The organism is Arthrobacter sp. RIT-PI-e (genome assembly GCF_001187915.1).
In the GTDB taxonomy this organism is placed as follows: Bacteria; Actinomycetota; Actinomycetes; order Actinomycetales; family Micrococcaceae; genus Arthrobacter_D.
The window spans coordinates 1-22,792 of the sequence record NZ_LGIU01000103.1 but is presented as its reverse complement, the minus strand read 5'-3'; the positions used below and the strand labels follow the sequence as shown (position 1 = coordinate 22,792).

The 22,792-nt window shown below is 70.3% G+C and carries 13 protein-coding genes, 3 tRNA genes and 1 pseudogene; 10 read left to right on the top strand and 7 right to left on the bottom strand.

Translation table 11 applies throughout. From position 1 onward, the window contains the following. Positions 1–304: 304 nt before the first annotated feature. From AC792_RS15685 to AC792_RS15675, 3 genes are all read right to left on the bottom strand, one after another. A complete protein-coding gene (locus AC792_RS15685; protein ID WP_049831424.1) occupies positions 305–514 on the bottom strand; it encodes a YbdD/YjiX family protein in 210 nt (69 codons plus the stop codon). Further along, the gene (locus AC792_RS15680) at positions 514–2,790 is read right to left on the bottom strand and encodes a carbon starvation CstA family protein (protein WP_049831423.1); all 2,277 of its coding nucleotides are present in this window, start codon (positions 2,788–2,790) and stop codon (positions 514–516) included. The genes AC792_RS15685 and AC792_RS15680 overlap by 1 nt, the downstream gene beginning before the upstream one ends. 148 nt (positions 2,791–2,938) lie before the next feature. Beyond that, the gene (locus tag AC792_RS15675; protein WP_049831422.1) at positions 2,939–3,178 is read right to left on the bottom strand and encodes a hypothetical protein; all 240 of its coding nucleotides are present in this window, start codon (positions 3,176–3,178) and stop codon (positions 2,939–2,941) included. Between the two features lie 188 nt (positions 3,179–3,366). On the opposite strand from AC792_RS15675, the gene AC792_RS15670 reads away from it, so the two are divergent. After that, on the top strand, positions 3,367–4,398 hold the full coding sequence (locus AC792_RS15670) for an FUSC family protein (protein ID WP_049831425.1): 1,032 nt from the start codon (positions 3,367–3,369) through the stop codon (positions 4,396–4,398). A 72-nt stretch (positions 4,399–4,470) separates the two neighbouring features. After that, the gene (locus AC792_RS15665; RefSeq protein ID WP_049831421.1) at positions 4,471–5,505 is read left to right on the top strand and encodes an NAD(P)-dependent alcohol dehydrogenase; all 1,035 of its coding nucleotides are present in this window, start codon (positions 4,471–4,473) and stop codon (positions 5,503–5,505) included. A gap of 85 nt (positions 5,506–5,590) precedes the next feature. Here AC792_RS15665 and AC792_RS15660 read toward each other — a convergent pair whose 3' ends face one another. Next, complete coding sequence (locus AC792_RS15660) at positions 5,591–6,568, bottom strand: NAD(P)H-quinone oxidoreductase (protein ID WP_049831420.1); 978 nt, start codon at positions 6,566–6,568, stop codon at positions 5,591–5,593. 62 nt (positions 6,569–6,630) lie between these two features. Here AC792_RS15660 and AC792_RS15655 point away from each other — a divergent pair. The 3 genes from AC792_RS15655 to AC792_RS15650 all read left to right on the top strand — a co-directional run bounded on the left by AC792_RS15655 (position 6,631) and on the right by AC792_RS15650 (position 11,541). After that, a tRNA-Ser gene (locus AC792_RS15655) sits at positions 6,631–6,718 on the top strand. Positions 6,719–6,995: 277 nt separating this feature from the next. Further along, positions 6,996–7,463, top strand: a complete 468-nt coding sequence (locus AC792_RS17860; RefSeq protein ID WP_235436845.1) for a lamin tail domain-containing protein — start codon at positions 6,996–6,998, stop codon at positions 7,461–7,463. Positions 7,464–7,485: 22 nt separating this feature from the next. Next, positions 7,486–11,541, top strand: coding sequence for an ExeM/NucH family extracellular endonuclease (locus AC792_RS15650; protein WP_049831419.1), 4,056 nt, complete (start codon positions 7,486–7,488; stop codon positions 11,539–11,541). Positions 11,542–11,717: 176 nt separating this feature from the next. On the opposite strand, the gene AC792_RS15645 is transcribed toward AC792_RS15650, so the two are convergent. Further along, positions 11,718–13,712, bottom strand: coding sequence for an FAD/NAD(P)-binding protein (locus AC792_RS15645; protein WP_326948454.1), 1,995 nt, complete (start codon positions 13,710–13,712; stop codon positions 11,718–11,720). Positions 13,713–13,794: 82 nt separating this feature from the next. On the opposite strand from AC792_RS15645, the gene AC792_RS15640 reads away from it, so the two are divergent. Beyond that, positions 13,795–15,891 carry a prolyl oligopeptidase family serine peptidase gene (locus AC792_RS15640; protein ID WP_049831417.1) on the top strand — a complete coding sequence of 699 codons (2,097 nt, stop codon included), beginning with the start codon at positions 13,795–13,797 and terminating at the stop codon, positions 15,889–15,891. An 85-nt stretch (positions 15,892–15,976) separates the two neighbouring features. After that, positions 15,977–16,064: transfer RNA gene (locus AC792_RS15635), tRNA-Ser, on the top strand. A gap of 80 nt (positions 16,065–16,144) precedes the next feature. Here the strand turns inward: AC792_RS15635 and AC792_RS15630 are convergent. After that, positions 16,145–18,259, bottom strand: a complete 2,115-nt coding sequence (locus AC792_RS15630; protein WP_200903429.1) for a RecQ family ATP-dependent DNA helicase — start codon at positions 18,257–18,259, stop codon at positions 16,145–16,147. 49 nt (positions 18,260–18,308) lie between these two features. Here AC792_RS15630 and AC792_RS15625 point away from each other — a divergent pair. Continuing rightward, positions 18,309–19,754, top strand: a pseudogene (locus AC792_RS15625) (phosphomannomutase/phosphoglucomutase); the annotation flags it as partial. An 84-nt stretch (positions 19,755–19,838) separates the two neighbouring features. Here the strand turns inward: AC792_RS15625 and AC792_RS15620 are convergent. After that, positions 19,839–21,629, bottom strand: coding sequence for a phosphoenolpyruvate carboxykinase (GTP) (locus tag AC792_RS15620; protein WP_442853630.1), 1,791 nt, complete (start codon positions 21,627–21,629; stop codon positions 19,839–19,841). Between the two features lie 346 nt (positions 21,630–21,975). Here AC792_RS15620 and AC792_RS15615 point away from each other — a divergent pair. Further along, a tRNA-Arg gene (locus tag AC792_RS15615) sits at positions 21,976–22,051 on the top strand. 91 nt (positions 22,052–22,142) lie between these two features. Continuing rightward, complete coding sequence (locus AC792_RS15610; RefSeq protein ID WP_049831414.1) at positions 22,143–22,727, top strand: FAD-dependent oxidoreductase; 585 nt, start codon at positions 22,143–22,145, stop codon at positions 22,725–22,727. Positions 22,728–22,792: the final 65 nt, after the last annotated feature.

Here is a 22,792-nt window from a genome sequence, read left to right as displayed (position 1 = left end):
GCCGGCTCGCCCGCCGCTCCCGGGAGGGCCGCGGGGGCGGGGCCCGCCGCGCCGGCCGCGGATCCCGGGGCCCCCCCTGCAACCGTGCCGTCCGGCGCGGACCCGCCGGGGACGGTTCCGGTTGCGGGATCGGAGCCACGGGCGGGGTCGTGTTCGGTCATGACGCAATGCTCCCACAGGGGCGCCGGGCCGGACACGTCGGCCGGCACCGCTCCCGGGCCGGACCGATCACGGCGCGGCGGGATGTCCGTGCCGGGCCCACGACCTCCGCCGCGGATCCGGCACGGGCTCCGTCCGAGGCCGATCAGCAGCAGCGGCCCTCGGGGTTGGCGTCCTGGCGGTCGGTCCGGTCCCGCCAGAACTCCCGCTCGTTCATCGGCGCGTCCCCGGAGTGGGTCCGCCCGTGGTGGTCCAGGTACACCTGGTAGGCGTTCTCCCCCATCACGCCCTTGAACAGCCACACCCCCTCCCGCACCGCGTGCCGGGCACGGGACAGCACCTGCGCCGCACTCATCAGTGCCCCGTCCTCGCCGGTCGCTTCCCAGGCTCGACGGCGGCCCACTGCGCCTCGAGCTCGTTCTCCGCCGGTGTGGCCGTGAGGCCCGCAGGGGCGAAGATCCGGGAGGGGACGGCGGCGTCCTCCGTGTCCGCACCGCCACCGTTCCGGTAGGCCTTCACGGTGGCGAGCACTGCCGTCGTGATCACGATGATGGACAGCACCACGAAGACGATGGACAGCGTGCCCTGGATGAAGGTGTTGCGCACTACCGCCTCCATGGCCTCCACGGACCGCGCGGTCCCGAAGCTCTCCTCACCGGCGGCGAGCGCGTCCCGGAAGGCGGTGTGCTGTGCCCAGTACCCGATGGCCGGGACGGGGGAGAAGATCTTCTGGAACGACGCCGTGATGGTCACCACCGCGGCGAACGCCAGGGGGAGTGCGGGGATCCACAGCACCCTGAAGCGCCCGCGCTTGGCGCAGATGGCCATGCAGACCGCGAGCGCGATCGCCGCGAGCAGCTGGTTGGCGATGCCGAAGAGCGGGAAGAGGGTGTTGATGCCGCCGAGCGGGTCGGTGACGCCCATGATGAGGATCGCGCCCCACCCGGCCACCATGATCGCCGTGCAGATCCACGCGCCGGTGCGCCAGGACGTGTCGCGGAAGCGGGGGATCACGTTGCCGAGGCTGTCCTGCAGCATGAAGCGCGCCACCCGGGTCCCGGCGTCCACCGCGGTGAGGATGAACAGGGCCTCGAACATGATGGCGAAGTGGTACCAGAAGGACATCATGCCCGCCCCGCCGATCACGCCCTGCATGATCTGGGCGATCCCGACGGCGAGCGTCGGTGCGCCGCCGGTGCGGGAGACGATCGACTCCTCCCCCACGTTCGTGGCCATAGTGCTCAGCGCCTCCTGCGTGAGGTTCACGCCGGTGAGGCCGAGTCCGTTGACGAAGGCGACGGCGCCCTCGATGGTGCCGCCGGTGGCCGCCGCGGAGGAGTTCATGGCGAAGTAGATGCCGCGGTCGATCGACAGGGCCGCGACGAGCGCCATGATCGCCACGAAGGACTCCATGAGCATGCCGCCGTAACCGATGAAGCGGGTCTGGCGTTCCTTCTCGATCATCTTCGGGGTGGTCCCGGAGGCGATCAGGGCGTGGAACCCGGAGAGCGCACCGCAGGCGATGGTGACGAAGAGGAACGGGAACAGGGTGCCGGCCACCACGGGGCCCGCGCCGGAGGTGGCGTAGGGGGTGACGGCGGGGACGCTGATCTCCGGGCGGGTGATCACGATCGCGACGGCGAGCATGATGATCGTGCCGATCTTCATGAAGGTGGAGAGGTAGTCCCGCGGGGCCAGGAGGAGCCAGACGGGCAGGACGGCGGCGATGAACCCGTAGACGATGATGCCCCAGGCGAGGGTGACGCGGTCCAGGGTGAACAGCTCGGCGCCCCAGGTGGTCTCGGCGATCCAGCCGCCGCCCACGATGGCGAGCATCAGCAGCACGAACCCGATGAGGGACACCTCGGTGACCCTGCCCGGGCGCAGGTAGCGCAGGTACACGCCCATGAAGAGGGCGATCGGGATGGTCATGGAGACGGAGAAGACACCCCACGGGCTCTCACCGAGGGCGTTCACCACCACGAGGGCGAGGATCGCGACGATGATGATCATGATGGTCAGGGTGGCGATCAGGGCCGCGGTGCCGCCGATCACCCCGAGCTCCTCGCGCGCCATCTGACCGAGTGAGCGGCCGCCGCGGCGCATGGAGAAGAACATCACGAGGTAGTCCTGCACCGCGCCGGCGAAGATGACGCCGATGATGATCCACACGGTGCCGGGCAGGTACCCCATCTGGGCGGCGAGCACGGGGCCCACCAGCGGGCCCGCGCCGGCGATGGCGGCGAAGTGGTGACCGAAGAGCACCCGGCGGTCCGTGGCGGCGTAGTCCTTGCCGTCCGCCCTGTACTCGGCGGGGGTGGCACGGCGGTCGTCCGGCCTCAGGAGGGGCCGCCCGATGAACTTCGAGTAGAACCGGTAGGCGATGAGATAGGGGCAGACGGCGGCGAACACGAACCAGATGGCGTTGACGGTCTCCCCCCGCACGATCGCCAGCATGGTCCACGCGAAGCCGCCGATCAGGGCGATGCCCACCCAGACGGCGATCTTCGCCGGCGTCCACCGGCGGTCCTCCGCTTCGATCTGCTCCGGGTCGACGGCGACCGCGGGCAGCTCCGGATCCTGCGTCAGCACGTCGTCGTGCCGGGAGGACCCACTGCGCTTCTTGCTCATGATGCTCCTCGTGTGGAAAAGGTGATGCACACGAAGGTAGCAACGGAATGAGACGTACGTCACACTATTCGGTCGTTAATGCTATAGGAGCGCCGAACGTCCCCGCCGGTGCGGCGGGTGGTCCGGCGCTCCGTACGGCACGAGGTGCCTACTCGCGGGGCGAACCCTGGTCCCGGACGGCCGGTGGCTCGTCGGGGTTCGCGTTCAGGCCCTCGCTGATGCTCGAGTGCGGCCGGGTGCGCGGATCGGCCGGCTCGTCGGCGTCGTCCCCAGGGCCCTCGTCCACGCCGTCGGGGACCTTGTCCGCGAGATTCTCCGTGAAGCTCTCGGCCGCACGCGCCAGGCCCCCCTCGTCGCCGTCGTGCCCGTGGTCTGTGGTGCTCGGCATGTCTGCTCCTTCCGGTCGGCTGTGCTCCCAGCCTTCCACAGCGGCGCCGCGATCGAAAGCAGGCTGATCATCCCAGGCACACACCCTCGCCCAGTACCGGACGAGGAGGCGTAAAATCGACCGGTGGCTCCCGCCTCCCGATGCCACCGGCGCCGTCGATCCCCCTGACGATCCGAAAGCCGTACGCCGTGACCCTCCTCCGGGACCTGGTGCACCTCGCACCCTCCGACAACGATCACCACCCGGCGCTGCGCTGCGCGATCGGCATCACCGTCCCGCTGCTGGTGGTCCTGCTGCTCGGCCGGCTGGGCCTCGCGATCTTCGCCACGTTCGGCGCCTTCGCCGGGATCTACGGACGCAACGAGCCGCACCGACAGCGCCTGGCCACCCAGGCACGCGGTGGCGGACTGATGTTCGCGTTCATCCTGGCCGCGGCGCTCGCCGCGAGATCGGACCTGGGGCCGTGGTCCCTGGTGGTCCTCACGAGTGCCGTGGCCGGGCTGGGGACCTTCGGTGCAGGGATGTTCCGGCTCCGGCCCGCAGGCTCCCTGTTCCACATCTTCGCCTTCGCCGCCATCGCCTCCCTCCCCGCCCAGCCTCCGCTGGAGCAGGCCGCCCTGACCGCGCTGTCCACGGTGGCGTTCGCCCTGCTCCTCGGCCAGCTGGGCAACCTGTGGCCCGCGCACCGCACAGGCTGGGATCGTGCGCCGCTCATGCCCCTCGCTCCGCAGCACCGGACCGCGCTGCTCCGTGAGTCGATCCTCTACGCGGTGGCTGCGGGTACCGCCGGGTCTGCAGCCACCCTGCTGGGGATCGGCCACACCTACTGGGCGATGGTGGCCGCCGTCGTCCCCCTCGTCGGGCAGACGGCGCGCGCCCGGGTGACGCGCGGGCTGCAGCGCGTCCTGGGGACCTTCGCGGGGCTGCTCGTGACGGCGCTGATGCTCCTCCCCGGGCTCTCCGGCTGGCAGTTGATCCCCGTGATCGCCCTCGCCCAGTTCGCCGTCGAGCTGTTCGTCCTCCGGCAGTACGCCCTGGCCCAGGTCTTCATCACACCCCTGGCACTGCTCAGCACCGAACTCGCCCACCACACCGATCCACGGGTGCTCCTCGTGGACCGCGCGGTGGAGACCGTCGTCGGGGCGTTCGTGGGGATCGCGCTCGTGCTGGTGCTGCACCTGTGGCAGCGGGCCGGCACCCGGTTTGGGGTGTCGGGATGATCGGGAGAAGAATCGGGGAGGTCACCATCACCGAGGATGCCTGCCCCGGGGCGGGCGGATCAGGAGTGCACCATGAAGGCCCTGCAGTATCGCACCATCGGCGCAGCACCCGAGGTGGTCGAGATCGAGACCCCCGAACCCGGCCCGGGTCAGGTCCGCCTGAAGGTCTCCGCGGCCGGTGTCTGCCACTCGGACGAGTTCCTCATGAGCCTGCCCGAGGACCAGTACACGTACGGGCTGCCCCTCACCCTCGGTCATGAGGGTGCGGGCGTCATCGACATGATCGGTGAGGGCGTGGTGGGGGTGGAGATCGGCGACGCCGTGGCCGTGTACGGGCCGTGGGGTTGCGGGAACTGCTACACCTGCGCCCAGGGCAAGGAGAACTACTGCCCGCACGCCGCCGAGCTGGGCATCACCCCTCCGGGCCTCGGCTCCCCCGGCGCCATGGCCGAGTACATGATCGTGGACAACCCCCGGCACCTGGTGCCGCTCGGTGACCTCGACCCGGTGACCAACGTGTCCCTGACCGACGCCGGCCTGACGCCGTACCACGCGATCAAGCTGGCACTGCCGAAACTGGTACCCGGCTCCGTCGCCGTGGTGATCGGCACGGGAGGGCTCGGCCACGTGGGCATCCAGATCCTGCGGGCCATGACCAGCGCCACCGTGGTGGCCCTGGACGTGAACGAGGACAAGCTGCAGCTGGCCGAGGACGTCGGGGCGCACCACGCCTTCCTCTCGGACGAGGCCGCCGTGGACGAGGTCAAGAAGCTCACGCAGGGGCTCGGGGCGCACGCGGTGTTCGACTTCGTGGGCATCCAGCCGACCATGACACTGGGCCAGGCGATGGTGCGGGTCCAGGGCGATCAGGTGCTCGTCGGCGTGGGATCCGGTTCCCTGCCGGTGGGCATGCTGGACAGGCCCTACGAGGCGAGCCTCCGGAGCCCGTACTGGGGATCCAGGTCCGAGCTGTTCGAGATCCTGGACCTCGCGCGCTCCGGCGCGGTCCACGTGGAGACCGAGGTATTCACGCTCGACGACGCACCCTCGGCCTACGAGAAGCTGCACGCGGGCAACCTGCGCGGTCGGGCCGTCATCGTCCCCTGACACGCCCGCGGCGGTCATCTTCCTGCCGTCGCGCTGACGTCGCGCTGCCGGAGGAGTCCCACGGACTCCTCCGGCAGCGTTCCGGTTACTGGTCCAGGGTCAGCAGGACCTTGCCCATGTGCTCCCCGGAGTCGAAGTAGGTGTGGGCCTCCGCCACCTCGTCGAGGCGGAACGTCCGGTCCACGAAGGGCTTCACCGCGCCCAATGCGACCATCGGCCACACGTTCTCCTGCACCGCGGCCATGATCGCGGTCTTCTCGGCGACCGGTCGGGCCCGGAGCGTGGTGCCCGCGACGCTGGCCCGCTTGCCCATGAGCGCCGAGAGATCCAGTTCCGCCGTCGCCCCGCCCTGCAGTCCGATGACCACGAGCCTGCCGCCGGGAGCGAGCGCCGCGACGTTCCGCGCGAGGTACTTCGCGCCCACCACGTCCAGGATCACGTCCGCGCCATGACCGTCCGTGGCCGCGGCCATCTCGTCCACGAAGTCCTGCTCGCGGTAGTTGATCAGGGTGCCCACGCCGAGCGATCGCGCGATCCCGAGCTTCGCGGCGGAGCCCGCGGTCACGTGCGGCACGGCCCCGAGGGCGAGGCTCACCTGCACGGCCATCACCCCGATCCCGCCGGACGCCCCGTGGATCAGCACGTTCTCCCCCTCCGCGAGCCGGGCCTGGAGCACGAGGTTGGACCACACGGTCGCGGCGGTCTCGGGCAGCGCTGCGGCGTCCACCAGGTCCACGCCCTCGGGGGCCCGCACCACCTGGCCCTCCGCCACGGCCACCTTCTCCGCGTACCCGCCACCGGCGAGCAGCGCCACCACCGGCTCGCCCACGGTGAACTCCGAGGTCCCGGCGTCGGCGATCCGCCCCGACACCTCGAGGCCCGGGTACGCGGACGCGCCCGGCGGCGGTGGGTAGAGGCCGCGGCGCTGCTGGACGTCGGCGCGGTTGAGACCGGCCGCGACGACGTCGATCACCACCTCACCCGCGCCCCGCACCGGCTCGGGGACCTCCTGCACCGAGAGCACCTCGGGCCCTCCTGAACCGTCGATCACCACTGCGCGCACGGCCGCCTCCTCGAGTAGAAGTATTTGGGGGTGGACCACCCCGCATGAAACACTATCCGGCGGGAAGGTTGTCCGAGCGGCCGAAGGAGCTGGTCTTGAAAACCAGTGGGCGGTCACCCCGTCTCAAGGGTTCGAATCCCTTACCTTCCGCAGTCGAGGAGACCCCGCAGCGCGGGGTCTCCTTTTTCGTCGGATCCCCCTCCACAGGCTCCCATCCCTCCCTGCACCATCGGTTCCGGCCCCTGCGCCGCGTGCCGCCACGCCGTCGGTAACCCTCTGTTAACGATTGTCTGATTGGATTCTCCCGAGAACTGCTTTGTCACCTGCGTCACATATGGTGCATCTGCCGGCTCCCGCCGTCTGCGGGAGATCGGCGAGTTCCACTCGCGGCCACCCCAGCGGCCAACCTCAAGGAGAAAACACACGCATGCGTACATGGACATGGAAGGGAGCGCTCGGTGCGGCGCTGTCGACGGGGCTGCTGGCCTCGCCGATCATCGCACTGCCCGCCGTCGCGGTGGAGACACCACCCGCGACGTCGTCCGTCCCGGGGGACGGCATCATCATCAACGAGGCGTACCTCACGGGCGGTTCGGCCGGGACGCCCCTGCTCAACAAGTACGTCGAGCTCTACAACCCGACGGATCAGCCGGTCGATCTCAGCGGCTGGTCCCTGCAGTACCGGGCAGCGGCACCCCCGCCCCCCCCCCCCGCCGTCGCCCGGGCGGGACCGCCCCCGCCGAGGGGCACTTCCTCGTGCAGGGCGGGTCCAACGCAGCCAACGGCGCCCCGCTCCCCACACCGGACATCACCACCGGGTTCAACCCCGGGGCCAACGGCGGGGCCGTCCCCCCGCGGACCAGGCCACCAGCGTCGGAGTTCCCCCCGCGGGTGACACCCCCGCCGTCGCCGGCGTCGTGGATGCCCTCGGCTACGGCAGCGCGGCCACCGCGTTCGAGGGTGCAGCCGCACCGGCACCCGGCGGGGGCAGCGTGTTCTCGCTCAACCGCACGGACTTCGCGGACACGGACGACAACGCCGCGGACTTCACGCTGCAGGACCCCACCCCCACCAACTCCACGGGCGGTGCGTTCGAGCCCGAACCCGTCCCCGAACCCGAACCGGTGGAACCCACCGTCCCGGGCGAGGTCATCCCCATTCGTGAGATCCAGGGCGAGGGCAGCACCACGCCCCTGTCCGGGCAGACCGTCACCACGCGGGGCAAGGTCACCGCGGCCTACCCCACCGGCGGTTTCAACGGCTACTACATCCAGACACCGGGCACCACGGCCACGGAGGGCCAGACGGCCTCGGACGCGATCTTCGTCTACTCCCCGGACACGGTGGCCTCGGTGGCACAGGGTGACTACGTGGAGGTCACCGGTACCGCCGGTGAGTTCTTCGACCTGACCCAGATCACCGTGCCGGCCGACGGCCTGTCCAAGCTCACCGAGCCGGCCGAGGAGGTCAAGGCCTCGACCATGACCCTGCCCGCCACGGACGCAGCGCGTGAAGCGGTGGAGGGCATGCTGTTCCAGCCGTCCGACGAGTTCACCGTCGCCGACAACTACACGGTGAACCAGTACGGCGAGCTCACCCTCGCCCTCGGGTCCGAGCGGCTCCTGCAGCCCACGGACGTGGCCCGTCCCGGCACTGCCGAGTACCAGGCCGTGGTGGACGACAACACCGCCCGCGGCATCCGCCTCGACGACGGCGCCTCGACCAACTTCTTCACCGCCGCCAACCAGGGCCGTGTGCTGCCCTACCTCACGCCCTCGCAGCCCGTCCGCGTCGGCGACACCGCGACGTTCACCTCGCCCGTGGTCCTCGACTACCGCAACAGCGCGTGGAAGTTCCAGCCCCTCGAGGAGCTGGACGGGGCCAGTCCCGACGGCGTCCAGCCCGTGCAGTTCGCCGGTGAGCGCCCCGCGGCTCCCCAGCCCGTGGGTGGCGACCTCACGGTCGCGTCCTTCAACGTGCTGAACTACTTCGCCACCACCGGCGAGGACGTCCCGGGGTGCACGTACTACAACGACCGCGCCGGCAACCCGATCACCGTCAACCGCGGCTGCGACGCCCGGGGGGCCGCGACCAAGGTGAGCCTGGAGCGCCAGGAGGCCAAGATCGTCGCGGCGATCAACGCCCTCGACGCCGACGTCGTGACCCTCATGGAGATCGAGAACTCGGCGGCCTTCGGCCTGGACCGTGACTACGCCCTGGCCACCCTGACCGACGCCCTCAACGAGAGCGCCCCCGGTACGTGGGACTACGTCCGCTCGCCCGCGGCGCTGCCCGCGAACGAGGACGTCATCCGCACGGCCGTCATCTACAGGAAGGCCGTCGCGGAGCCCGTCGGGGAGTCCGTCATCCTCGACGACGACGTGGCCTTCTCCAACGCCCGCAAGCCCCTCGCCCAGGCCTTCAAGCCCGTGGGCGGATCGGACGACAGCACGTTCCTGACGATCGTCAACCACTTCAAGTCCAAGGGCTCGGGGCCCAGCTCGGGTGCCAACGCGGACCAGGGTGACGGCCAGAGTGCCTGGAACGCGGCCCGCGTGGGCCAGGCACGCGCGCTCGTCGCGTTCGCCGACACCATGGAGCAGACCGCGGGGACCGACAAGGTCTTCCTCACGGGTGACTTCAACTCGTACACGCAGGAGGACCCGATGCAGGTCCTCTACGAGGCCGGCTACGTCAACCAGGGTGCTAAGGACGACAGCTCGTCCTACGTGTTCTCCGGTCTGAGCGGCTCCCTGGACCACATCCTCGCCTCCCCGGCGGCGGATGCGAAGGTCACGGGCGTGGACATCTGGAACATCAACTCGCCCGAGTCGATCGCCCTCGAGTACAGCCGGTTCAACAACAACGTCACCGACTACTACTCGCCCGACCCCTACCGCGCCAGCGACCACGATCCCGTGATCGTGGGCCTGGACCTCGGTGTCGCAGGACCGACCGACCCGGCCGAGCCCACCACGGACATCAGCCTGGTGAACATCAACGACTTCCACGGTCGTATCGACGCCAACACCGTCCGCTTCGCCGGAACCATCGAGCAGCTGCGCGCCGAGGCCGGGGAGGACAACACGCTGTTCCTGTCCGCCGGTGACAACATCGGCGCATCGCTGTTCGCCTCCGCGCTGCAGGACGACCAGCCCACGCTGGACGTCCTCAACACCCTGGGACTCGCCGCCTCGGCCGTGGGCAACCACGAGTTCGACAAGGGCTTCGACGACCTGACCGGTCGCGTCACCGAGGCGGCGGACTTCCCGTACCTCGGTGCGAACGTCTACCGGAAGGGCACCACCGAGCCCGCCCTCGAGGAGTACTCCATCGTCACCGTGGACGGCATCGACGTCGCCGTGATCGGCGTGGTCACCGAGCAGACCGGCACCCTGGTCAGCCCGGGCGCCATCTCCACGATCGACTTCGGGGACCCCGTGGAAGCCGTGAACCGTGTGGCTGCGGAGATCGAGGAGCAGGACCTGGCGGACGTCATCGTCGCCGAGTACCACGACGGTGCCGGTGACGGCGTCGTCGAGGGTGCCACGATCGAGGAGGAGATCGCCGCCGGCGGAGTGTTCGCCGACATCGTGACGCAGACCAGCCCGCTGGTGGACGCCATCCTCACCGGCCACACCCACAAGGAGTACGCCTGGGACGCCCCCGTCCCCGGCGCTCCCGAACGGACCCGCCCCGTGCTGCAGACCGGATCCTACGGTGAGAACATCGGTCAGATCACCCTGACCGTGGATCGCGCCACCGGTGACGTCGAGTCCTACACGGCCCGCAACGTGGACCGCACCACCGAGGAGGACGCAGCCCTCGTGGCGGCCTTCCCCCGCGTGGCCCAGGTCAAGACCATCGTGGACGCCGCGCTCGCCGAGGCGGCCGTCATCGGCAACCAGCCGGTCGGTTCCGTGACGGCGGACATCACCACCGCCTTCACCGGCACCACGCGTGATGACCGCACCTCCGAGTCCACCCTGGGCAACCTCGTGGCGGACTCGCTCCGGGCCAGCCTCGCTCCCGCCGAGCGCGGTGGCGCCGAGATCGGCGTCGTCAACCCCGGTGGCCTGCGCAACGAGCTGTACTTCGCACCGGACGGCGTCATCACGTATGCCGAGGCGAATGCCGTGCTGCCGTTCGTCAACAACCTCTGGACCACCACCCTCACCGGTGCGCAGTTCAAGGCCGTGCTCGAGCAGCAGTGGCAGCCGGAGGGCAGCTCACGCTCCTTCCTGGCCCTCGGCCTCTCGGACAACGTGAGCGTGACCTACGACCCGGCCCTGGAGCGCGGTTCGAGGATCACCTCCGTCCTGATCGACGGCGTGCCGCTCGATCCGGCGCGGGACTACAGGATCGGGACGTTCAGCTTCCTGGCCCAGGGCGGCGACAACTTCACCGTCTTCGGTGAGGGGACCGACACCCGTGACTCCGGCCTCGTGGACCGCGATGCGTGGATCGACTACATCCGCGCGAACAGCCCGCTGTCGCCGTCGTTCGATCGTCGCAGTGTCCAGGTTCAGGGCGCCCCGACCACGATGACGGCCGGTTCGCCGGTCACGTTCTCCGTGTCGCGGCTGGACCTCACCTCTCTCGGCAGCCCGGTGAACACCACGCTGGCCGCGAGTTTCGTGGCCGCCGACGGCACGATCACGCAGCTGGGATCCTTCCCGGTCACGGGTGGGAGTGCCACGGTGGAGCTGACGGTGCCGGCAACGGTGAGCGGCCAGGGGCGGATCGTCCTGACCGCGGCTCCCAGCACCACCACGGTGACGCTGCCGGTGACGGTGGAAGCGGTGACGCCTCCGGTGACCCCGGGCGATCCGGAGAAGCCGGTCAAACCCGTCAAGCCGGAGAAGCCCGTCAAGCCCGAGAAGCCCGTCAAGCCGGTCAAGCCCGAGAAGCCGGTCAAGCCGGTCAAGCCCGTCAAACCCGTCAAGCCGGTCAAGCCCGGGCAGTCGGGCTGACCCGAGCCCTCGTCGACGCTGACGGGTGATGAGCGCGTCAGCGTCGACGAGGTTCCCTGGGCTCCGATGAGCTCAGGGAACCTCGTCCCCACTGAACGGACAGGACCCCCACCGCATGCGGTGGGGGTCCTGCCTGTTCCACGGGTTCGATGCCTCCACCTGCTCGGGCGGAGGGATCAACCGCTGGACACAGCTCCGGCTCCGGCTCCGGCGAGGATCGCCCCGGCGATCCGGTCCGCGTCCAGCAGCGTCCGGGCACCGGCCTCCGAGGGGGCTGCGGCCTCGGCCGCGATCGCCGTACCCCACTGGACCGAGGCGAGTTGAAGCCCGATCACGAAGAGGGATTCCTGCGCCCTGCCCGCCCGGTCCACGGCACGGTACGGCGGCGCCGTCACATCGACCCCGGCACCCGTCACGGGGACGCCGTCCTCGGCCATGGAGGTCCTCGGGCGGATCACGCCCTGCTCCAGGAGGTCCCGCAGCAGCGGGGAGCAACTGGTGGACACCCGGTTGGCGGGCATCATCGCCTCCACCAGATGCCGGGCGGTGAACGGGTCCCCCTGCACCCAGGGTGAGGACGCCGTGAACAGGCCGCTGTCCCGGTCCACGTCGAACCGCGGATTCGGTCCCACGAAGCGGACGATGCCGGCGCGGACCAGTGCCGCGAGCTGGGCGATGCGCAAGGGAGGCGGACCGCTGGCGAGCCCCTCGACGAGCGGCTCGAACCACCCGCGGAGTTCGGCGTCCCAGGAGGTGTCCGAGACACCGCCGTCGGCCACCGCCCGCTTGACGAGCGACCGCCCGGCGTTCAGCGCGCCGATCGCCATCTTCAGCGGGTCGTCCTCACCCCTCGCCGACCCCGCGACATCCATGTCGAGGTGGTCGAGCACGGCGGCGGCGAACTCCTCGTCGTCGGCGAACCGTCGTGCGGCGAACGGGTGGGCCAGCGCCTCGACGTCGAGCCGGACCGGTTCCGGTACATGGCGTGCGACCACCACCCCGGCCTCCGCCTCCCAGTCCGGACCCGGTGTGGCCAGCGCGCGGTCCAGCTCCTCGAGGAACACCCCGACCGAACCGCGCAGCGCCCCCTCCTGGGTGCGGACCAGCGTGGAGTAGTAGGCCCAGAGCACGTCGCGGTGCAGCAGGGGCCAGAGATCGTGGTCGAAGCCGGGCTGCACTCCTGCTGCCCGGAAGCCGAGCACCTGCTCGGCCGAGCAGAACCGCAGCACCACGCTGCGTGGGATGTAGGAATCGAGCGAGGCCTTGGCCCGGTAGGGGACACCGCGTCGGGAGGCGGCGATGAGGCGTGGTTCCTCACCGGACGGGTCGTAGCGGAGCCGCCCGCCCTCGCGGCGCGAGAACCGGCCGCCGCGGCCCTCGGTCAGCTGGATCATGGCGTCGAAGAAGTTGAGCCCGAGCCCGCGGACCAGCACCGGCTCCCCCGCGGGTAGCTGATCCCAGTCGACGTCGGCCGGGACCGCCGGCGGCCGGTACTGCAGACCGTGATGCACCGCGGCGTCCCGGAAGCCTTCCTGTTCGGGCGTCAGGGCTGCGGCGAGGTGGCCGAGTGCGAGCACGACGTCGTCGACCTCGAGTTGCGAGCCGTCGTCGAGCAGCACGTCCCACCGGCGTCCCCCCGGACCGCGGCCGGGAGGACCCGCCTCCCCCGTGCCGTCGTCCTGCGTCCGCAGTGCCACCGCTTCCCTCCGGTGGTGCTCCACCCGCACGTTCTCGGGTGCGGCACGCACCACCTCGGTGAACATCCAGGCGAGGTACCGTCCGTACAGTGCCCGGCTCGGGAAGTCACTCGATGCCAGCCGTGCGCACTCGTCCGCGTCCTCGCCGCCGACCCCGGCCACCAGACCGTCACGGACCCGTAGCCTCCACTGGTCGAAGGAGAACGGTACGGGTGAGGCCGCGAGCTCCTCGGCGGTCGGCCCCACCGGCACCACCGTGGGATAGAGGCAGGGGGTGTTCATGAGGAACAGGCGTGACTGACCGGTGCGCCAGATGTGTCCCGGACCCGGCTCGTGGGGCTCGACGACGTGGACGACCAGGGCGGGAGCGCGCCCGCCGAGCACACGGTGCCGGGCGATGAGCCGCTCCACCACGGAGGTCCCGCGGGGGCCCCCGCCCACCACCATCACGTGCCGTGCGTCCTGGATTTCCACCGGCCCAGACTATCCAACGCAGGGGTGCGCACCCCGCGGGTACTCCGTCCGGGGCGCGTGGGGGCCTGCATAGGATGAGGGCATGACGCACTCGACGGACACCACCGCACCCGACGGCACCACCGACGATCCCTTCCTCTGGCTCGAGGACATCCACGGCGACCGCCCGCTGGAGTGGGTCCGCGCGGAGAACGCACTGACCGAGGACGCCCTGGTGACCGCGGGATTCCAGGACCACGAACAGCGGCTCCTGGAGGTACTGGACTCCACGGACCGCATCCCGATGGTGGGGAAGCACGGCGATCACTACTACAACTTCTGGCGCGACGCCGAGCACCGTCAGGGCATCTGGCGGCGGACCACGTGGGAGAGCTACACCTCGGAGCAGCCGGAGTGGGAGCTCCTCCTGGACCTCGACGCCCTGAGTGCCGCCGAGGGGACCGAGTGGGTCTGGGCCGGTGCGCTCTTCCTCCGCCCCGCAGAAGGTGCACCCCACGAGCGCGTCCTCGTGGCGCTCTCCCCCGACGGCGGTGACGCCGCCCGCTACCGGGAGTTCGATCTCACCTCCCGCGCCTTCGTGGACGGTGGGTTCGACATCCCGACGGCGAAGAGCCGGATCAGCTGGGCCGGCCCGGACTCCCTGCACGTGGGGACCGACTTCGGGCCCGGCTCCATGACGTCGAGCTCCTATCCGCGGACGGTGCGGACACTGCACCGGGGCGCCGAGCTCGCCGCGGCGGAACCGTACTTCGAGGTGGCCGAGGACCACATGATGGCCCTGGTGCTGCACGATCCGACGCCCGGCTTCGAACGGGACATCGCCCTGGACACCATCGACTTCTACAGCCGCCGCACCTACCTGCGCCGGTCCGGGGACTGGCAGCTCCTCGACGTCCCGGAGGACGCGAGCATCTCCCTGCACCGCCGGTGGCTGATCATCCGCCCGCGCTCGGCCTGGGCGGTGGACGGCGCCACCCACGCTGCCGGTTCGCTGCTCGTGATCGACCTCGAGTCCTACCTCGCCGGGAACCGTGCCCTGGTCACGGTGTTCTCCCCGGACGCCTCCACCTCCCTGCAGTCCTGGAGCTGGACACGCGACCACCTCCTGCTGAACCTGCTGCACGACGTCTCCTCGGAGATCCGCATCCTCGATCCGGGCAACGGCTGGCGGTACGAGCTCCTCGACGCCTGCCCGCCCCTGCACTCCGTGGACGCGTACGCGGTGGACGACGAGGACGAGATCTCCGGCAACGACTACTGGCTCGTGGTCACCGGGTTCCTCACGCCCTCCACCCTGTACCGGGGGACGATCGGCGGGAGGCACGAGGTGGTGAAGACCTCGCCGTCGTTCTTCGACGAGAGCCGGTACGACGTGGAGCAGCACTTCGCCGTCTCCACGGACGGCACGCGGGTGCCCTACTTCCAGATCGCCTCGAAGGACCTCGAGCTCGACGGCGGGAACCCCACCCTGCTCTCGGGGTACGGCGGCTTCGAGCACTCCCTCACCCCCGCCTACAGCGGCGTGATCGGCCGCGGATGGCTGGAGCGGACCACCGACGACGGACGTGCGGGCGTGTACGTGCTGGCGAACATCCGCGGTGGCGGCGAGTACGGGCCGCAGTGGCACGAGGCCGCCCTGCACGCCAACCGGCACCGGGCCTACGAGGACTTCGCGGCCATCGCCGGGGACCTCGTGCACCGCGGCGTCACGTCGCCGGCCCTGCTGGGCTGCACCGGCCGGAGCAACGGTGGGCTGCTGGTGGGGAACATGCTCACCACCTACCCGCACCTGTTCGGCGCCGTCTCGTGCGGCGTCCCGCTGCTGGACATGCGCCGCTACACCAAGCTCTCCGCCGGGTTCTCCTGGATCGCCGAGTACGGGGACCCGGACAAGGCGGAGGAGTGGGAGTACGTCCGTACCTTCTCCCCGTACCACCTGTTGCGCGAGGACGTGGTGTACCCGAGGACCCTGATCTGGACGGCGACGAGCGATGACCGGGTGGGGCCGGTGCAGGCGCGCAAGATGGCCGCACGGATGAAGGATCTCGGGGTGCAGAACGTCTGGTTCCACGAGGCGCTCGAGGGCGGGCACGCCGGCGCTGCGGACAACCGGCAGGCTGCGAGGATGCACGCCCTGAGCTTCGAGTTCCTCTGGCGCGCGCTCACCGGATCTCTCTGACGATTCGCCCTCCAGCCCGGTGGAGGGACGGTTTTGCTCTTGCCCTCACGTTCTGGGTAACCTTGGGAGGCTAGCGATAGCCGATGGAGACGTGCCAGAGCGGCCGAATGGGCTTCACTGCTAATGAAGTGTGGGCCTAAAGCCTACCGGGGGTTCAAATCCCCCCGTCTCCGCGGATGGACCCCCTGGGAACAGGGGGTCCTTCGCTTTTAAGGCTCCGGCTTCCGGACCTTCAGCATCAGGCCCTCCAGCGTCAGGCCTTCAGTGCCAGGGCGAAGGGCAGCACGCCGGAGGCCCCCGCGAGGCGCAACGCCCGCCCCGCCTCGGTGAGCGTCCAGCGGCTGTCCGCGAAGTCGTCCACGAGCAGCACCGGCCCCGGATTCGCCGCGAACCAGGCGGCACCCTCCTCGGGGACGGCGAAGTGGTCCCACACGGAGGCCAGCCGGAAGGCGCTGTTCCCGCCGGGCTGACCCTGCGGGAAACCGTGCGGCAGGGTGAGTGCCCCGAGGTACGGGATGCGGCCCACGTCCGCGAGCGCCTGGGCGAGGGATCCGATCAGCTGGGGCCTGCGCCGGGACGGCACACTGACCACCGCCACGGGCCGTTCGCTCCACCCCCACTGGGCGAGCACGCGCACCACCGCCTCGACGACGGCGGGGTCGAGCGGTGCGTCGGGAGTGGACTCGGACATCAGTTCGCGCAGCCTGTTGCCCCAGCCGAGGTCGGTCAGGCGGGCCAGGGCCCGGCCCGGCAGGCTGAGCTCCCCCGGCTTGAGCTTGCCCTTGACCGGGACGCCCAGCTTGTCCATGCCGCTGGGCCACTGGCCGCGGGGCTCCAGTTCCACGCCCACGCGGCTCAGGGCCTGGTTCGCCGAGTCCGAGGCCTCGTGCGCCACCTCGTCCGAGTACCAGGCGCTGGTGCAGTTGTCGCAGCGGCCGCACGGTGCGGCACCCGGATCGTCCAGGGAGCTCGAGAGGAACTCCATGCGGCATCCGGTGGTGTTCTCGTAGTCCAGCATGGCCCGCTGCTCCAGCACGCGCGCCTCGCTGATGCGCCGGTACCGCTCGGCGTCGTAGGTCCAGGGCGTCCCCGTGCTCCCCCACCCGCCGGTGACCTTCCGGACGGCACCGTCCACGTCGAGGACCTTGAGCAGCAGCTCGAGCGGCGAGCGCTTGAGATTGACCCGGGTCTCCAGCGCGGGGGTGGAGAGCACCACTCCCGGCTGCAGGGCGTCGAGCACCCGGAGGGCCGCCTCCTCCGAGGGCATGGACGCGGTGGCGAAGTACTCCCAGATGTCGCGGTCCTCCGCGCCGGGCAGGAGCAGCACGTCCGCGTTCGGCGTGCCGCGGCCGGCACGGCCCACCTGCTGGTAGTACGCGACCGGCGAGGACGGCGCCCCGAGGTGCACCACGAAGCCGAGATCGGGTTTGTCGAAACCCATCCCGAGGGCACTGGTGGCCACGAGTGCCTTGACCTCGTTGTTCTTCAGCGCCGCTTCCGCGGCCTCGCGGTCGGCGGGATCGGTGCGCCCGGTGTAGGCGCGGACGGCATGCCCGTTCTCCCGGAGCAGGCGCGCGGTGTCCTCCGCCGCGGAGACGGTGAGCGCGTAGATGATGCCGCTGCCGGGGAGGTCGGAGAGGTGGGTCAGGAGCCACGCGAGCCGCGAGCGGGGGCTCGGCAACCGCAGCACCCCGAGCCGGAGCGATTTCCGGGCCAGCTCCCCGCGCAGCGTGAACACGTCCGTGCCGCCGGCGCCGAGCTGCTCCTCCACGTCCTTCACCACCCGGGAGTTCGCCGTCGCCGTGGTGGCCAGCACCGGCACACCCTGCGGCAGGCCCATGATGAGCTCGCGGAGCCGCCGGTAGTCGGGGCGGAAATCGTGTCCCCAGTCGGAGATGCAGTGGGCCTCGTCGATCACGAGCAGGCCCGTGCGGCGCATGAGTTCCGGCAGGTACAGCTCGCGGAAGGACGGGTTGTTGAGTCGCTCCGGTGACACCAGGAGCACGTCCACCTCGTCCGCCTGCAGCTTGGCGGTGACGTCCTGCCACTCGGTCTGGTTCGCCGAGTTGATGGCCACGGCGCGCACCCCCGCCCGGGCCGCGGCGGCCACCTGGTCCCGCATGAGGGCGAGCAGGGGCGAGACGATCAGGGTGGGCCCGGCGCCCCGCGCCCGGAGCAGCAGACTCGCCACGAAGTACACGGCGGACTTCCCCCACCCCGTCCGCTGCACCACGAGTGCACGCCGCCCGCCCTCCACGAGCGCCTCGATGGCTTCGAACTGGCCGTCGTGGAAATGGGCCTCGGAGGACCCGACGAGGGTGTGCAGGATCTCGGATGCTTGCTCGTTGAGCGTGACGGTGGGAGGCATGCCCCCAGTATCCCAGCAGCCTCTCCCACTCCTCCGGGCGGGTCGCGCCATGTGTGCAACCGTGCGCCCGAACCCACCGGTTACACTTCCAGACGTGACTACACCCCTCGACCTCTCCGCATCCTTCAAGGCCTACGACGTGCGCGGCATCGTCGGCGAGACCATCACCGTGGACTCCGTCCGGGCCGTCGGCGCAGCCTTCGTGGACTCGCTCGAGCTGGCCGGTGAGACCATCCTAGTGGGCGGGGACATGCGCCCCTCCTCCCCCGAGTTCTCCACGGCGTTCTCCGAGGGGGCCACGCTGCGCGGCGCGGACGTCCTGTTCCTGGATCTCATCTCCACCGACGAGCTCTACTACGCGAGCGGCACCCTGGACGCCGCCGGTGTCACGTTCACGGCGAGCCACAACCCTGCGCAGTACAACGGCATGAAGATGACCCGCCCCGGAGCCGTGCCGGTCTCCTCGGAGACCGGACTGAAGGACATCCAGGAGCGCGCGGAGCGGTACCTCGCGGACGGCACCATCCCCGGTGTCGAGCACCAGGGTGGGACGAGCGTCCGCGACGTCCTCGAGGAGTACTCCCGCTTCCTCCGGGACCAGGTGGACCTCTCGTCGTCGCGCCCGCTGAAGATCGTGGTGGACGCCGGCAACGGCATGGCCGGTCTCACCACCCCCGCGGTGCTCGGCGACGCGATGCTCCCGGCGCTGCCGTTCGAGATCGTGCCCCTCTACTTCGAGCTCGACGGATCCTTCCCCAACCACCCGGCCAACCCGCTGGAACCGGAGAACCTCCGCGACCTGCAGGCCGCCGTGGTGCAGCACGGTGCGGACATCGGGATCGCGTTCGACGGCGACGCCGACCGCTGCTTCATCATCGACGAGCAAGGCCACCCCGTTTCCCCCAGCGCCATCACCGCGATGGTGGCCCGCCGCGAGATCGCCCGCGCCCGGGCCGCCGGTGAGTCCGAGCCCGTGATCATCCACAACCTGATCACCTCGCGTGCGGTACCGGAACTGATCAGGAACGACGGCGGCCGCCCGGTCCGCACGCGCGTGGGCCACTCCTTCATCAAAGCCGTGATGGCCGAGGAAGGTGCCGTGTTCGGCGGGGAGCACTCCGCCCACTACTACTTCCGGGGTTTCTGGAACGCGGACACCGGCATGCTCGCGGCCATGCACGTGCTCGCCGCACTGGGCGAGCAGGACGGCCCGCTCTCGGAGCTGGGCCGCGAGTACGAGCCCTACTTCTCCTCCGGGGAGGTCAACTCCAAGGTGGAGGACCTCCAGGCGTCGATCGCCCGGGCCCGTGAGGAGTTCGAGGAGGACGGCGTGGTGGTGGACAGCCTCGACGGCCTGACCTTCACCCCGGATCACGGGAACTGGTGGTTCAACCTGCGGCCCTCGAACACCGAGCCCTACCTCCGGCTCAACGCCGAGGCCGTGGACCCCGAGACGCTCGAGGGGCTCGTGGAGCGGGTCCTCGCCGTCATCCGCGACTGGCCGCACCCGGCCCCGACGGGGCACCGGCTCGGCGAGAGGCCCCCCCCCCCGGAGGGGGCCTCTCGTGTCGGGGGGGGCTCAGGCCTCGCCGAAGCGTTGCTGGAGGTCCTGGAGCTGGCCCGTGAGTTCCTCGGGGAGGGAGCCGCCGAAGCGCTCGTACCACTGCTCGATGCCCTCGAGCTCGGCGGCCCATTCGGTGGCGTCGACGTGCACGGCCGCCTCGACCTCCGCCGGGGTCATGTCCAGCCCGGTGAGATCCAGGGCGTTCCCGGTGGGCACGTACCCGATGGGGGTCTCGGCGGCCTCGGCGGTTCCTTCCAGGCGCTCGATGACCCATTTGAGCACGCGGGCGTTGTCTCCGAAGCCGGGCCACGCGAACCCGCCGGCAGGGGTACGGCGGAACCAGTTGACCAGGAAGATGCTCGGTAACCGGTCCTGGTCCGCGTTCGCGCTCAGGGTGAGCCAGTGACGCAGGTAGTCCCCGGCGTCGTACCCGATGAACGGGAGCATGGCCATCGGGTCCCTGCGCACCCGCCCCACCTCGCCGGCGGCGGCGGCGGTGGTCTCCGAGGACAGGGTGGATCCCATGAAGATCCCGTGGGCCCAGTCCCGTGCCTGGGTGACCAGGGGGATGGTGGTCTTCCGGCGCCCGCCGAAGAGGATCGCGGAGAGCTCCACCCCGTCCGGGTGGTGGAACTCGTCGGCGAGCATGTCGATCTGATCGATCGGGGTGCAGAACCGGGCGTTCGGGTGCGCCGCAGGATGATCCATCTCCGGTGTCCAGTCCCGGCCCTGCCAGTCGGTCAGGTGTGCCGGGGCATGATCGGTCATGCCTTCCCACCACACCCCGCCGTCGTCGGTGAGGGCCACGTTCGTGAACACCGAGTTGCCCTTGGTGATGGCGCGCATCGCGTTGGGGTTGGTGTCCCACCCGGTGCCCGGCGCCACACCGAACAGACCCGCTTCCGGGTTCACCGCCCGCAGCTCGCCCTGGGACCCGAACCGCATCCAGGTGATGTCGTCCCCCAGGGTCTCGACCTTCCAGCCCTCGATGGTCGGATCGAGTAGGGCGAGGTTCGTCTTCCCGCACGCGGAGGGGAACGCCGCGGCCAGGTAGTAGGTCTTCTGCGCCGGGGACGTGAGCTTCAGGATCAGCATGTGCTCGGCCAGCCAGCCCTCGTCCCGGGCCATCACGGAGGCGATCCGCAGCGCGTAGCACTTCTTGCCCAGCAGGGCGTTGCCGCCGTACCCGGAACCGTAGGAGACGATGGAGCGCTCCTCGGGGAAGTGCACGATCCACTTGTCCTCGTTGCACGGCCACGCCGCATCCTGCTCGCCCGGCTCCAGGGGGGCTCCGACGGAGTGCAGGGCGGGCACGAACTGCGCGTCGAGCTCCTTCATGCGCTCCAGCACCGGGGTGCCGATGCTCGCCATGATCCGCATCGAGGTCACCACGTACGCGCTGTCGGTGATCTCCACCCCGAACTTCGGGTCCGCCGCGTCCAGGTGTCCCATCACGAACGGGATCACGTACATGGTCCGGCCACGCATCGAGCCCGTGAAGAGCCCGGTGAGCTTGGCCTTCATCCGAACCGGGTCCATCCAGTTGTTCGTGAACCCCGCGTCCTGCTCCCGCGCCGAGCAGATGAACGTCTGCTCCTCCACCCGGGCCACGTCCGCCGGATCCGAGAACGCCGCGAACGAGTTCGGGAACAACTCCGGGTTCAACCGGGTGAACGTCCCGGCCTCCACCAGCTCATCGCTCAGCCGGGAGTTCTCCTCCACCGACCCGTCCACCCACACCACCCGGTCCGGGCGCGTCAGCAACTCCACCTGCTCCACCCACGCGTGCAATCCCGCGTACCGCATCGGGGCGGCCCCCGCACCGATCGTCGCGGCCTCGGTCACGGACTGGGGTGTGGAATCGCCCATCGATCTTCCCTTCATTGGGTGCATACAGGTGTACCGATGGTAAGGGCGCAGGACCTGCCCCCGAGCCTGTCCACAACCTCGCGAACGCGGCAGAACCTCGTGGATCCGCGGTTCCCGGGCATCCTCGGCCATCCCAGAAGTGACACACATCACGTCTCTGCCAACCGTAACATCACGGAGGATCGACCGAATTAGGCGCCCCGGAGAATCCGCGCTAGTGTTGTCTACGGCCAATCGGCCCGACTGTAGGACTCATCCGCACTGCGGATCGACGAACTACGATGCGTGCGTAGCTCAACGGATAGAGCATCTGACTACGGATCAGAAGGTTGGGGGTTCGAATCCCTTCGCGCGCACCACGGTCCAGCAGGACCATCGAAATGCCCCGACTCCGGTCGGGGCATTTTTTTACGGGTTGCCCGCCCTCCGGGTCGGTGGGAAGCTCGGCCTATGAGCGAAATCAAGACCATCGATGTCATTGTGATCGGCGCCGGCGCGGTCGGCGAGAACGTGGCGGGACGGGTGGTGCAAAAGGGCCTCTCCGCGGTGATCGTCGAGGCCGACCTCGTGGGGGGCGAGTGCTCCTACTGGGCGTGCATGCCGTCCAAGGCCCTCCTCCGGCCGGGCACCGCGCTGCGGGCCGCTCGCGACGTCGGAGGGGCACGCGAAGCGGTCACGGGTTCCCTCGACGTCCAGCAGGTCCTCGACCGGCGCACCTCCTTCACCTCGGACTGGGACGATTCCTCCCAGGCCGACTGGGTGGAGTCCGCCGGCATCACCCTGGAACGCGGGCGGGCCACCCTGTCGGGCGAGCGCGAGGTGACCATCACGCACGACGACGGCGGTACGTCCCGCTACCGCGCCGGGCGGGCGGTGGTCCGGGCCCCGGGGCCCCCCCCGCCCCTCCCGCCGATCGACGGTCTCGCGGACCTCGATTACTGGACCACCCGCGACGCCACCTCCGCCAAGGAGGGCCCGCCCAGCCTCGCGGTCCTCGGCGCCGGCGTGGCCGGCGCCGGGCTCGCCCAGGCCTAGGCCCGCCTCGGCGCGGGGGTGACGATCATCGCCCGCAGCGGCATCCTCGCGAACTTCCCGCAGGG